This window comes from Burkholderia sp. 4M9327F10 (genome assembly GCF_005503145.1).
In the GTDB taxonomy this organism is placed as follows: Bacteria; Pseudomonadota; Gammaproteobacteria; order Burkholderiales; family Burkholderiaceae; genus Paraburkholderia.
In genome coordinates this window covers 44,891-58,260 of the sequence record NZ_SCNV01000055.1, presented here as the reverse complement: position 1 = coordinate 58,260, position 13,370 = coordinate 44,891, and the positions used below count along the sequence as shown (strand labels likewise).

Annotated in this window: 11 protein-coding genes and 1 riboswitch; of the genes, 7 read left to right on the top strand and 4 right to left on the bottom strand. The window is 65.1% G+C overall.

Going from position 1 to position 13,370, the window contains the following annotated elements; all coding sequences use genetic code 11:
* Positions 1–399 (bottom strand): hypothetical protein (locus FFS45_RS32930; RefSeq protein WP_137958823.1); only part of this gene is annotated, 399 nt, incomplete at its 3' end.
* Positions 400–726: 327 nt separating this feature from the next.
* Complete coding sequence (thiC, locus tag FFS45_RS32925) at positions 727–2,658, bottom strand: phosphomethylpyrimidine synthase ThiC (protein ID WP_137958822.1); 1,932 nt, start codon at positions 2,656–2,658, stop codon at positions 727–729.
* 134 nt (positions 2,659–2,792) lie between these two features.
* Positions 2,793–2,911, bottom strand: a riboswitch (TPP riboswitch).
* A 224-nt stretch (positions 2,912–3,135) separates the two neighbouring features.
* On the opposite strand from thiC, the gene FFS45_RS32920 reads away from it, so the two are divergent.
* The 5 genes from FFS45_RS32920 (at position 3,136) to FFS45_RS32900 (ending at position 7,168) form a co-directional block, all read left to right on the top strand.
* Positions 3,136–3,969, top strand: coding sequence for a DUF1223 domain-containing protein (locus FFS45_RS32920; RefSeq protein WP_137958821.1), 834 nt, complete (start codon positions 3,136–3,138; stop codon positions 3,967–3,969).
* Between the two features lie 83 nt (positions 3,970–4,052).
* Positions 4,053–4,691, top strand: coding sequence for a cytochrome b/b6 domain-containing protein (locus FFS45_RS32915; RefSeq protein ID WP_137958820.1), 639 nt, complete (start codon positions 4,053–4,055; stop codon positions 4,689–4,691).
* A gap of 10 nt (positions 4,692–4,701) precedes the next feature.
* The gene (locus FFS45_RS32910; RefSeq protein ID WP_137958819.1) at positions 4,702–5,496 is read left to right on the top strand and encodes a molybdopterin-dependent oxidoreductase; all 795 of its coding nucleotides are present in this window, start codon (positions 4,702–4,704) and stop codon (positions 5,494–5,496) included.
* A gap of 95 nt (positions 5,497–5,591) precedes the next feature.
* Positions 5,592–5,840: a pentapeptide MXKDX repeat protein gene (locus FFS45_RS32905; RefSeq protein ID WP_137958818.1), complete on the top strand. Its 249-nt coding sequence runs from the start codon at positions 5,592–5,594 to the stop codon at positions 5,838–5,840.
* 410 nt (positions 5,841–6,250) lie between these two features.
* Positions 6,251–7,168, top strand: coding sequence for an EamA family transporter (locus tag FFS45_RS32900; protein ID WP_137958817.1), 918 nt, complete (start codon positions 6,251–6,253; stop codon positions 7,166–7,168).
* A gap of 81 nt (positions 7,169–7,249) precedes the next feature.
* Here FFS45_RS32900 and FFS45_RS32895 read toward each other — a convergent pair whose 3' ends face one another.
* Positions 7,250–9,280, bottom strand: coding sequence for an NADPH-dependent 2,4-dienoyl-CoA reductase (locus FFS45_RS32895; RefSeq protein ID WP_137958816.1), 2,031 nt, complete (start codon positions 9,278–9,280; stop codon positions 7,250–7,252).
* Positions 9,281–9,371: 91 nt separating this feature from the next.
* Positions 9,372–10,577 (bottom strand): MFS transporter, encoded by a 1,206-nt coding sequence (locus tag FFS45_RS32890; RefSeq protein ID WP_137958815.1) that lies wholly within the window; start codon positions 10,575–10,577, stop codon positions 9,372–9,374.
* A gap of 241 nt (positions 10,578–10,818) precedes the next feature.
* Between FFS45_RS32890 and FFS45_RS32885 the strand changes: the two genes are divergently transcribed.
* Both FFS45_RS32885 and FFS45_RS32880 read left to right on the top strand, forming a co-directional pair.
* Positions 10,819–11,313, top strand: coding sequence for a DUF2569 family protein (locus FFS45_RS32885; protein WP_137958814.1), 495 nt, complete (start codon positions 10,819–10,821; stop codon positions 11,311–11,313).
* 87 nt (positions 11,314–11,400) lie between these two features.
* Positions 11,401–13,356, top strand: coding sequence for an extracellular solute-binding protein (locus FFS45_RS32880; RefSeq protein ID WP_137958813.1), 1,956 nt, complete (start codon positions 11,401–11,403; stop codon positions 13,354–13,356).
* Positions 13,357–13,370 lie beyond the last annotated feature (14 nt).

Here is a 13,370-nt window from a genome sequence, read left to right as displayed (position 1 = left end):
CCAGTAAGCGGGATAGCCGTACCCATAGTAGGCAGGGTAGGCCGGATAAGCAGGATAAGGATAGTAGGCAGGATAGGCGGGATAGGCCGCCGCCGGAGCCGGCACATAAACCTGCTGGGACGCGGCCACTGGCTGGGTTGAGACGGCGGGCACGCTGTACGAGCCGGAGGTGGTCACCGAGGGCGGCGGCGGGGCAGGGATCGGATCGTGCTGGTTCAATGCGCCGACAGGCTCGCCGTTCGCGTTCACCGGGACGGCCGTCTGGGTGGACGAAGCGGGTACGGTCGCGTAATAGCCGTTCGCGCCGTAGGGGTAGTAGCCGTACGGGTAATAACAGCCGGACAAGGCAAGCACCATGGCCGCGGCGGCGAGGCGGGTGGTGGTGGAAAGGGGACTCATGGCACGCTCCTGATGCATCGTGATGCCGTGGCGGTTAGTGTTGGCGATTCTAAAAACGGCATCATCCGCCCAGCTTACGCCGTCGCCGGCTGCCTCAGGTTGCAAACTCGTTACCGCTTGTTTCAGAGCGAAAGCGCCGCCGCGGCGCAGGTTGCGGCGGCTGCTGTGCAGCAGGCGGCGCAAATGCAAGAGCCCGCCACCTGAACTGCATCCCAAAGGCCGGATCGGTGTCCAGCTTCCCGGATGCGGTTCAGGCGGTGGGCTCTTCCCGTGCAAGACAGGTGGGCGGCGCATCCTGCGAGCGCCGCCTCGCCGGCCCGACCGGCGTTACTGCCGCTGATAGATCTCAGCGCCCTTCTTCATGAACTCGATCGACTTCACTTCCATGCCTTTCTTCAAGGCTTCGTCGTCGGAGACACCTTGCTGTGCCGCGAACTCGCGCACGTCCTGGGTGATCTTCATCGAGCAGAAGTGCGGGCCGCACATCGAGCAGAAGTGCGCGACCTTGGCCGAGTCCTTCGGCAGCGTTTCGTCGTGGAATTCACGCGCCTTGTCCGGGTCCAGACCGAGGTTGAACTGGTCTTCCCAACGGAATTCGAAGCGCGCTTTCGACAGCGCGTTGTCGCGCACCTGCGCACCCGGATGGCCCTTTGCCAGGTCCGCAGCGTGGGCTGCGAGCTTGTACGTGATGATGCCGGTCTTGACGTCGTCCTTGTTCGGCAGACCCAGGTGTTCCTTCGGCGTCACGTAGCAGAGCATGGCCGTGCCGAACCAGCCGATCATCGCCGCGCCGATGCCCGAGGTGATGTGGTCGTAGCCAGGCGCGATGTCGGTGGTCAACGGTCCAAGCGTGTAGAACGGCGCTTCGTCACACCATTCCAGTTGCAGGTCCATGTTTTCCTTGATGAGCTGCATCGGCACGTGGCCGGGGCCTTCGATCATCGTCTGCACGTCGTGCTTCCATGCGATCTGCGTGAGCTCGCCGAGGGTCTTCAGCTCGCCCAGTTGCGCTTCGTCGTTGGCGTCGTAGATCGAGCCGGGACGCAGGCCGTCGCCGAGCGAGAAGGCCACGTCATACGCCTTCATGATTTCGCAGATGTCTTCGAAGTGCTCGTACAGGAAGCTTTCCTTGTGGTGCGCGAGACACCACTTCGCCATGATCGAGCCGCCGCGCGAGACGATGCCCGTCATGCGCTTGGCTGTCAGCGGTACGTATTGCAGACGCACGCCGGCGTGGATCGTGAAGTAGTCGACGCCTTGCTCGGCCTGTTCGATCAGCGTGTCGCGGAAGATTTCCCACGTCAGGTCTTCGGCCTTGCCGTTGACCTTTTCGAGCGCCTGATAGATCGGCACCGTGCCGATCGGCACCGGGCTGTTGCGGATGATCCATTCGCGCGTTTCGTGGATGTGCTTGCCGGTGGAGAGATCCATCACCGTGTCGCCGCCCCAGCGGATCGCCCAGGTCATCTTGTCGACTTCCTCGCCGATCGACGAAGTCACGGCCGAGTTGCCGATATTCGCGTTGACCTTCACGAGGAAGTTGCGGCCGATGATCATCGGCTCGCTTTCCGGGTGGTTGATGTTGTTCGGGATGATCGCGCGGCCGCGGGCCACTTCTTCACGCACGAATTCGGCCGTGATTTCCGTCAGACCATTGGGGCCGAACGCGCTCGCGCCGAAGGCCTGGCCGGCATGCTGGCGGCCCATCATCGCAGCGAGCTTTTCGCCGTTCGGGCCGCTCTTCTTCAGCGTCTCCAGATACGCGGCGCGCTGCTGGTTTTCGCGGATCGCGATGTACTCCATCTCCGGCGTGATGATGCCTTTACGGGCGTAATGCATCTGCGAGACGTTCTTGCCCGCGACAGCGCGGCGCGGCGTGCGGTGCAGGCCCTGGAAGCGCAGGTCGGTGGTGGCCGGATCGGCGGCGCGCTCGCGGCCGTAGTCGCTCGTCAGCCCTGTCAGCGCTTCGGTGTCGCCGCGCTCTTCGATCCAGCGCTGACGCAGCGCCGGCAGACCGGCGCGGATGTCGATCCGGGCTTCCGGATCGGAGTAGGGGCCCGACGTATCGTAGACGTAGACCGGCGGGTTCTTCTCGCCGCCGAAGCTGTCCGGCGTATCCGACTGGGTGATTTCACGCATGGGTACGCGGATATCCGGACGCGAGCCGGTGACGTAGATCTTGCGGGAATTCGGCAGCGGGGCGACAGCGGCCGCATCGACATGAGCGTCGGCGGAAAGGAACTTCGGATTGGCGTTCATCTATTTCTCCTGTGTCGACCGGAGTTCGCGTTTTCGGGCGCGACTTCGGTGCCATGCAAAGCTATGTGGGGCGGCTAAGCAGGAGACGAGATGGAAGTTGTCGGAATTCACCAGAGGATAAGGCGGTGCAACGGTGGCGAATTCCGTACGCTTCCCTGCGCTGGCATTATCCAGATCAGGTTCAAAGGGTATTTCTCACCCACGCAGCACAGGCCTCCAACCCCTGTGCGACGCAGGACCCCCGCGTTAGCAGGCCAAACGATACACCGGCTCGCCGGTGCTTGGCAACCAATCTCGAAATCGGCAGCGCGCCTTCACGGCTTACCTTACACGCTGGCAGGCTTATCTCTATTGGGCGGCGCACGGTGACGCGCCGCAGCATGAAAGCTCCAACTTCCCGCAAAAATATTTTCGAAACCGCTGTCATAACCGCCGGCGACGTTCGACTAACGTGCAGATTTCCTCATGGAGCCTGCCATGCCTTCCGTCACCCGCCGCTTTGCCGACTCGCGCCTGTTGCGCGCCGTTGCAGTGCTTGCCGCGCTTGCCACGAGCGGCGTCGCTCAGGCGGCTGCATCCATGTGCACGGCGCACAGCCCGGCTCACCGGGTCGCCCTGGTGGAGCTCTACAGCAGCGAGGGCTGCAATAGCTGCCCGCCCGCAGACCGCTGGCTGAGCCAATGGAAAGACAGTGGCGCGTCGCAGGGCATCGTGCCGCTCGCCTTGCACGTGGACTACTGGAACGGCCTCGGCTGGACCGACCGCTTTTCGCAGCATCGCTTCACCGAGCGCCAGCAGAACCTGACCGATCTCGCCGGCGGCCACACCATCTACACGCCGGAAGTCTTTGTCTCGGGGCGTGAATTGCGCGACTGGTCGCAACCGGAGAGCTTTGACGAACGTATACACAAGGTAATCGCAGAGCCCGCGCAGGCCGATATTGCGCTGGAACTGGCGGCGCCCGCGCAGGGTGTCAAAGGCTTCGGCGTCGACGCGCGCTTTACTGCAAAAACTGCCGGCAGCGGGCCGTTGAACGCGTACGTGGCGGTCTACGAAAACGCCCTCACTTCGCAGGTGCGCGCCGGTGAAAACAATGGCGCGACGCTGCATCACGAGCGTGTGGTGCGGCAGTGGATCGGTCCGGTGCCGCTCGCGGCAGGCAGCGCACAGATTCGCCGCGACATCACGCTCGACGCCGGCGAAGCCGCGGACGCCAATGCGCAACCCGGCAGGTTCGGCGTCGTGGCCTTTGTTGAAAACGCTGCCACCGGCGAGGTATTGCAGGTAGCCGAACTGGCGGCCTGTCATTGATACCTATCGCGGCCCGCAACCGCTTTGCATGGGACCGGAGTCACGCGTCAAAGCGCGCGCTCCGGTCGATAGAGGAGATTCACATGGCCACCCCGCACGCACTAGCCGACACGGCGCCGCCCACCGCGCCGCGTAGCGGCACGATTCACCCGGTCTGGGTGCGCGTCACCCATTGGCTCAACGCGCTCGCCGCAATCGTGATGATGCTGTCGGGCTGGCGCATCTATGACGCGTCGCCGGTCTTCAGGAGCTTTACGTTTCCGCCTTCGCTGACGCTCGGCGGCTGGCTCGGCGGCGCGCTGCAATGGCACTTCGCGGCGATGTGGCTGCTGGTCTTCAACGGCCTCGTGTATCTCGCGCTCAACCTCGTCAGCGGCCGTTTTTTCCGCAAGTTCCTGCCGCTCTCGCCGCGCGCCATCCTGCACGACTTCATTGCCGCGCTGACCGGCAAGCTTTCGCACGCCGATCTGCGGGTCTACAACGCGGTGCAGAAATTCGCCTACGTGTTCGTGGTGTGCGACCTGATCGTGCTGGTGCTCTCGGGACTTGCCATCTGGAAGTCGGTGCAGTTTCCGCTGCTGCGCGAACTGATGGGCGGCTACGACAACGCACGCGTCGTGCATTTTTGCGCCATGTCGCTGATGGCGGCTTTTATCGCCGTGCATCTGGTGATGGTGGCGCTCGTCCCGCGCTCGTTGCTGGCGATGCTGCGCGGCCGCTAAGGAGAGTCCCATGACCCCATCAGACAAAAAGCCGGTCCGCCGCATGCCTGCGGGCAAGCTCGACCGCGAATCGATCCTGATCGACGCACGCCGCGAGCTCGCCTTGCCGTCGCGGCGCCTGTTCGGCAAGCAGTTGCTCACGCTCGGCGGCCTGTCGATGCTGACCGGCTGCTCGCTCTCCGACGACAAATCGGTGAATGCGTTCCTCACGGCCGTCTCGCGCCTGAACGACCGCGCCCAGGCGTTCATCTTCGATCCGCAGCAACTGGCGCCCACCTATACCGAAGCGCAGATCACGCGGCCGTTTCCGTTCAACGCGTTTTACGACGTCGACGAGGTGCCCGAGGTCAATGCTGCGGACTACCGGCTGAACGTCAGCGGCCTTGTTACCGGCCAGCGCACGTGGAGCCTGCCGGAACTGTATGCGCTGCCGCACGCCGAGCAGATCACGCGGCATATCTGCGTGGAAGGGTGGAGCGCGATCGGGCGCTGGGGCGGCACGCCGTTCGCCGATTTCCTGCGCCGCGTGGGCGCCGACACCACAGCGAAGTATGTCGGCTTCAAATGCGCCGACGACTACTACGAAAGCATCGACATGGCGACCGCCCTGCATCCGCAGACGCTCCTCACGTTCGAGTACGACGGCCAGCGGTTGCCGCCGAAATACGGCTTCCCGATGAAGCTGCGCATGCCGACCAAGCTCGGCTACAAGAATCCGAAGCACATCGTCGAGATGTTCGTCACCAACACTTACCCCGGCGGCTATTGGGTCGACCAGGGCTACAACTGGTTCGGAGGCTCCTGACGCGCGCGGGTTGGGCCCGACCCGCGAGGGGCAGAAGCTTCGGAAACACACCGGCATGACCGGTTCTATCAATTCACAACAAATGGAGTGATCCCATGAAGAAGTATGCAATCGCAGCACTGGCAGTCGCGTTTCTGACGAGCGGCACCGCAGCTTTCGCACAGGCGAGCGGCGCCATGTCGAACGACGCCATGTCGCACGACACCATGAAGAAGGACAGCATGTCGAAAGACGCGATGGGCAAGGACACGATGTCGAAAGACGCCATGTCCAAGGACAAGATGAAGAAGAGCGGCGATGCAATGGGCATGAAGCACGAAGCTTCAGGCGCCATGGCCAACTGAAGCGGGTTTTCCTGACCCGCGCCGCTGCGGCAAGGTCAGGCTGGAGCATGGCCCCGGCCTGACCGTGTTGCGGATACAAAATTTACGATTCTTTCATGGACGCCCAACGGCGTTCCTGCATAATGCTGCGGTGCGCGCCGAACGGTTGGCGCGCCGGGGTGTTTTGCCGCGGCTTCCCGGCCGTGCGGCGAACACCCGCTGCCCTCAGGCGGCGCAGGGAGCACAGTGCATCGTGACGGCCCAGCCGCCTTGACCGGGCTGGTTTGCCGTTCCACGTTCTTCTCCCTGTTCGACCACCATGTCTTCCAGCCTTGCCTGTCAGGCCGCATTCGCGCTGCGGCGCCCGCCGTCCGCCCATCGGGCCATAAGCGCAGGCGCAGCCACTCGAACGGTACGGGTGGGCTGAAGACATGCCGCTGTCGCTTCCGAACCGCTTCCCGTTTCGTCTTCCCCGCTCCCGCACCGGCCGGATCGCGCTCGCGCTCGCGGTCGTCTATATCGTCTGGGGCTCCACCTATCTGGCGATTCACGTTGCGCTCGGCTCGTTTCCGCCGCTTCTGCTGTCCGGCTTGCGCAACCTGTTCGCGGGAATCGGCCTGTTTGTGCTCGCCGCGCGCCGCAATCCGGTCTGGCCGAGCGCGGCCGAGATCCGCAACGCCGGGCTGGTCGGCACGATGCTGGTGGGGTTGTCGAGCGGCATGCTGGCCTACGGGATGCGCACGGTGGGCACCGGCACGGCTGCCGTGATGGTTGCCACCGTGCCGCTGTTTGCAACCATCATTGCAGCGTTCGCGGGACGTAAGATAGGGCGCGGCGACTGGTTTGCCGTGGGCCTCGGCCTCGTGGGCATTGCGATTCTCAGTCACGGCGGCGGCACGTCGGGTTCGGCCGGCGGCAGCCTCGCTATTCTCTGCGGCGCGCTTTTCTGGGCCGGCGGCGCGCATCTGGCCGGGCGTCTGACGCTGCCCTCGGACCTGTTCCTGTCCACGGCGCTGCAGATCGGCCTCGGCGGGGCGATGTCGACGATCGTCGCCGTGGTCTCCGGCGAGCGCATGGCCGAGGTGCACTTCCTGCCGGTGCTGGCGTTCCTTTACCTGATGCTGGTGGGTACCATGGCCGCGTATGTCGCGTACGGCTACCTGATCCGCCATACCAGTCCGATCATCGCCAGCAGTTGCATGTACGTGAATCCGGTGGTGGCGGTCGCGCTCGGTGCGCTGCTGCTGGGCGAGCCGGTGACGAGCGCGACCGTGATTGCGACCGTGGTGATTCTCGCGAGCGTCGGGCTGTCGTTCTGGTTTGATTACCGGCGCCGCGGTCTGGCGTGAGCCGCGCACGTGCGGGCGTGGCAGTTCACGGCTGCCGAGGTGTTCTCACCGTTGCTTCAAATTGCCGCCCGCACGGCTTTGCTACAACCGTGCCGCCAGTTCCGCGCCCTCGCGGATAGCCCGCTTCGCGTCAAGCTCGGCGGCGAGCGCCGCGCCGCCGATCACGTGATAGCGCGGGCCGCCTGTAGGCGGGGTGGCCGGTTGCAGATCGCGCAACGAATCCTGGCCGGCGCAGATCACGATCGTTTCCACTTCCAGCCACTGCTCGACGCCTTCACGCGCGATCTTCAGGCCACGCTCGCTGATCTCCAGATACGACACGCCATCGAGCATGCGCACGCCGTTGCGTGCCAGTGTGGCCCGATGGACCCAGCCCGAAGTCTTGCCGAGCCCCGCGCCGAGCTTGCCCGCCTTGCGCTGCAGCAGCCAGATGTCGCGCACCGGCTGCGCGGCGCGCGGCGTTTTCAGGCCGCCGCGCTCGCGTACCGCCAGATCGACGCCCCATTCGTCGAGCCAGGCATCGCGCGGTTGCGGCAGCGGCTCGCCCGCGCGATGCAGCAGAAACTCGCTGACGTCGAAGCCGATGCCGCCCGCGCCGATCACCGCCACACTGCGGCCAACCGGCGCGCCGCGCAGCACCTCGACGTAGGTCAGCACATTCGCCCTGTCAATGCCGGGAATCGCCGGGCGGCGCGGCACGATGCCGGTGGCGAGGATCACCTCGTCATAGCCGCCGGCGGCGAGCAGGGCGCTATCCACACGGGTGGCGAGCCGCACGTCGACGCCATGCCGTTGCAACTGGCTCTGAAAATAGCGGATCGTTTCGCTGAACTCTTCCTTGCCCGGCACGCGCATGGCGAGATTGAACTGTCCGCCAATGGTTGCGCCCGCATCGAACAGCGTGACGCGATGCCCGCGCGAGGCGGCCACGGTCGCTGCCGACAGACCCGCCGGTCCTGCGCCGACGACGGCAATCGAACGCGGCCGCTGGTTGTCCGCGAGCGGCCGGTACACCAGTTCGGTTTCGCGTCCCGCACGCGGATTGACGAGGCAGCTTGCGCGCCGGTTCTGGAACGTGTGATCGAGACAGGCCTGATTGCAGGCGATACAGGTATTGATTTCGTGCGTGCGTCCTTCGGCGGTCTTTACCACGAAGTCCGGATCGGCGAGCATCGGCCGCGCCATCGACACCAGATCGCCCGCGCCCTGGGCGAGCAGATCTTCGGCCAGCTCCGGTGTGTTGATGCGGTTCGACACGATCACCGGCACCTTGACGGCCGCCTTCAGGCGCGCGCTGAGCGGCGCAAAGGCCGCACGCGGCACCGAGGTCACGATGGTCGGCACGCGCGCCTCGTGCCAGCCGATCCCGGTGTTGAACATCGTGACGCCGGCCGCCTCCAGCGCTTGCGCGACCTGCACGGTCTCGTCCCACGTGTTGCCGCCTTCGACAAGGTCGATCACCGAGAGCCGGTACACCACGATAAAGCGCTCGCCGCACGCGGCCCGCATGCTTTCGACAATCTCACGGGCGAGCCGCATGCGGTTCTCGAGGCTGCCGCCGTAGGCGTCACTGCGCTGGTTGGTACGCGGACAGAGGAACTGGTTGAGCAGATAGCCCTCGCTGCCCATGATCTCGACACCGTCGTAGCCGGCGCGTTGCGCGAGGCGTGCGCAACGGGCGTAGTCGCGCACCGTCTTCGCGATGCCGGCAAGCGTCAGCGCGCGCGGCTTGAATTTCGAAATCGGCGACTTGAGGGCCGAGGCAGACACCACGAACGGTTGATAACCATAGCGCCCCGCATGCAGTATCTGCAGCGCGATCTTGCCGCCTTCCGCATGCACGGCATCCGTCACCAGGCGGTGATTGCGCAGATCGAATATGGAGTTCAGCGTGCCGCCGAACGGTAGCAGCCAGCCTTGCCGGTTCGGCGAGATGCCGCCCGTGATGATCAGGCCGGCGCCGCCTTGTGCGCGCTCCCGGAAGTAGGCGGCGAGCTTCGGGTAGTTCCAGAAGCGGTCTTCCATGCCCGTATGCATCGATCCCATGACGACGCGGTTGCGCAGGGTCGTGAAGCCGAGATCGAGCTCGGAAAGCAGGTGGCGGTAAGACATGCGGCGGACCTGGGAGAAGTGGGGTGCGCCCGAACAATACACCGCCGATCACGCCAGGTTGCCGAGGGAAAATTCTAATTGGCCGCGGCGCTCAGGAAGTCGTCACCGGCTGTGCCGGCCGGCGCGCATGATTCCAGCCTGCGAGGCCGGCGAACGCGAGGCCGGCGATACTCACGCCCAGCCATCCGAACGACGGCCAGACCGCGGCGCCCACTGCCGAGCCGGCCGCGCCGCCGATGAAATAGGCCACCATGTAGACCGTATTCACACGGCTGCGGGCTTCCGGCGAGAGCGCGTAGATGCGCGACTGGTTGGAAATCTGCGCGGCCTGCACGCCCACGTCGAGGATGATCACGCCCACCACCAGTCCGGCGATGCTCGCGCCCGACAGGCCAAACACCACGAACGACACGGCGACGAGGACGATCGACAGCGAGATGATCGTGCGCGGCCCGCGCCGGTCGGAGAACTTGCCGGCCAGCGGTGCGGCAAGCGCCCCCGCCGCGCCGACAATCCCGAACAGCCCGGCGGCCTGCGGTCCGAGATGAAACGGCGCGCCGGCCAGCAGCAACGCCAGCACCGACCAGAAGATGCTGAAGGCCGCGAACATGCACGCACCGGTGAGCGAGGCTTCGCGCAGGCCGGGATGCTCGATGATCAGATGCCACATCGACACCATCAGCTTGCCGTAGGGCAGCGTCGAAGTGGGGCGGCTCTTCGGCAGGCGCAGCCAGATCACCAGGGCCAGCACCAGCAGCGCCACCACGGAGGCGCCAAACACCGCGCGCCAGCCGAAATATTCGGCGATCAGGCCAGCCGCGGTACGCGCCAGCAGAATCCCCAGCAACAGCCCGCTCATCACCGTGCCGACCGCGTGGCCGCGGCCCGAGGGCGGTGCGAGTTCGGCGGCGAACGGCACGGCCTGCTGCGCGATCGTGCCCAGCACGCCGATTGCGAGGCTGGCGCCGATCAGCACGGTCAGATTCGGCGCGCTTGCGGCAATCACCAGCGCAACACAGATGCCGGCGATCTGCAGAAGAATCAGCCGACGCCGGTCGAAGCGGTCGCCTAGCGGCGCGAGCAGCAGCATGCCGGCAGCGTAGCCGAGCTGCGTGACGGCCGGCACGACGCCGACCCACGACGCGCTGTGCGGGAACGACTTGCGGAAACTGTCGAGCAGCGGCTGGTTGTAATAGATGTTTGCGACGGACACACCCGCGATGACGGCGAGCAGAAGCAGCAGGCCGCGCAACGTGCGATCGGCGGTGACGGATGAGGCGGAATCGGAGGTGGACATAAGCAGGGCTTTCAATGAGCGGCCTGGAGGGATGCGTCCCAGGCGAGCCGATCATACCGGAGCGTGGCAGATCGTGCTGCCGGGCTGCCAGCCCGCCTGCCGACCGCATGCAGTTTGCGTCTGCCGCAACCTGCCCCGACGGGCACACCGTAAAAATGAGATGGTCGTCCGGTTTCGGTCCGTACAATCGCCCGGCCTCGTGGTGGGGCGATCGGCAACTTTGGGCGCGGCACGGCACAACATGAACAGATATGAACAGGAGACAGGGCGGCAACCCAAGGGCTTCGGCGGCTGGCTGCTGCTCGCGCTGCTTGGGCTCGCGGCCATGGTGTGCGCCACCGTCATCGAGTTGCACGATCCGCTCGAGATGATGCTCGAATGGGAACTGCTCGCCGTGTTCGTGCGGCCCGAAACTCAGGGCTGGTATCGCACCGTGCTTGCGATAGTCGGCATGGACGTGGCGATCGGCGTGTTCATCGTGGCCGGCGCGGGCTGGCTGCTGCTGCTCGCATGGCGCCGCTCGGTGCGCTTTCCCGTGCATCTGCAGGTGTGGCTGCTTGCCATCGTTGTCATGCGCACGATCGCGTGGCTGCTCGGCGACCATATGACCCATGCGATTGCGATCGCCGTCACGATTCCTTGCGATAGCGTTGTGATCGCCGTCGTGGCAGCGGCGCTGGTGATTCCGTATGTCAGGCAATCGCGCCGCGTGCGTCACACCTTCACCGCGCGCTGATCCGCGCCGCGTGCAAGGCGCGGCAAGTCAATTCTTTTCGGCAGGCGCTCTCGTACAATAGCGTCCACTGTTCCAGGTGGACTGCCGATGAAGCTCGCGATGTTCAGGTTGCCGCATGCCGTTCCAGCGCGTCTTGACGCGCCTGCCGTCAGTCCCAGTGCATGGTTGCGCCGCATCCTCCCACGGCGAGCCGCCGTAGCGGCTCTTCTTTGCGCGCTCACGCTGCTGCCAGCATTGCCGGTCCTTGCCACGCCTTCCATCGCACAGTTTGGAGAGCCGCGCTACCCGGCAGGTTTCACCCATTTCGACTACGCGAACCCGGAAGCACCCACTGACGGCGCCCTGAGCTTCGCCAACTACAACGCGCTGCAAAGCTACGATTCGCTTAACCCATTCCTGCTGCGCGGCGCGCCGGCCCCGGACATTCTCAACCTGATGTTCGATACGCTGATGCAGCGCAGCTGGGACGAACCGGCCTCGGAATACCCGCTGATCGCGGACGATGTTCAGGTGCGGGCGGATCTCACGTCGGCGACCTTCCACATCAATCCGGCGGCGCGCTTTTCCAACGGCGAACGCATTACGGCCGACGACGTCAAGTATTCATTCGATGTGCTAACCAGCCAGAAGGCCTCGCCACTCTTCAATTCCCAGTTTGCGATTATCAAAAGCGCGACCGTGCTCGATGCGTCGACGATCCGCTTCGATTTCAACCATGCCGAACGCGACGCACCGCTGATCGCGGGCGACCTGCCGGTGTTCTCGCCGAAGTGGGGCATGCGGCCCGACGGCACGCGCCCGCCGTTCGACCAGATCGCCAACGTGCCGCCGGTTGCCAGCGGCCCCTATCTGATCGAGCGGCGCAGCAACGACAAGACAATCACCTACCGGCGCAACCCGGCTTACTGGGCAGCGGATTTGCCGTCGCGGCGCGGCATGTTCCGCTTCGAACGCGTGACGTTCCAGCTCTTTCTCGACAACTTCGGACCGCTCGAAGCGTTCAAGGCGGGCAATATCGATGTCAATATCGAGGGCAGCGCCACCATCTGGGCGCGCCGCTATGTCGGCCAGAAGTTTCGCAACGGCGAACTGAAGCAGGGCACGTTTCCCAACGGGCCTCCGTATATGCAGGGCATTCTGATCAATGTGCGCCGGCCGATGCTTCAGGACGTGAGGGTGCGCCACGCGCTGACGCTCGCGTTCGACTACGACTGGATGAACCGGATGATGTTCTACGACCAGTACCGGCGCTCGACGAGCTATTTCGATCCGGACACGTTCGGCGCGAGAGGCATGCCTGGCCCGAAAGAACTGGCGCTGCTCGAGCCGTATCGCGCCAGCCTGCCGCCTGCCGTATTCGGCCCGATGCTGACGCAGCCGTCGACGTTGCCGCCCAATTCGCTGCGCGGCAATCTGCGCGCGGCACGCGACCTGCTGGCCAAGGCGGGCTGGCACTACCGCGACGGCGCGTTGCGCGATGCGAACGGCACGGCCATGCGCATCGAGGTGCTCGACGACGAACCGGGTATGGACCGTCTGCTGTTGCCCTACATGCAGGCGCTGAACACGCTGGGCATCCAGACCGAGTGGCGCGAGGTGGATAGCGCGCTGTACCAGCAGCGGCTCGACAGCTTCGACTTCGATATGACCACCGGCGGCTATCTGCCTATCGCGGTTCCCGGCGTGGAACTGCTGCGCCGCTTCGGCAGCGCGGCGGCTGCGGAAGTGGGATCGGAGAACTATGTGGGCGTGCATTCGAAGGTGGTGGACGCGCTGATTCAGGCGGCCTTGTCCGCACAGACGCTCGACGATCTCGAGACGGCCACTCGCGCGCTCGACCGCGTGCTGATCAATGCGTACTACGTGGTGCCGGAGTTCTACGCGCCGAATGCGCGCATTGCCTACAAGACGACCTTCGGCTGGCCGGCTGTTCTGCCGAAGTCCTATCGCGACACGGACTGGGTCATCGACTACTGGTACGTCAAACCGCACGGGGCGGTGACGGCCGCGGCGTCTGCTGCGCCGGGGCCCGCGGCGCACTGAGCAGGTGCCGGCCG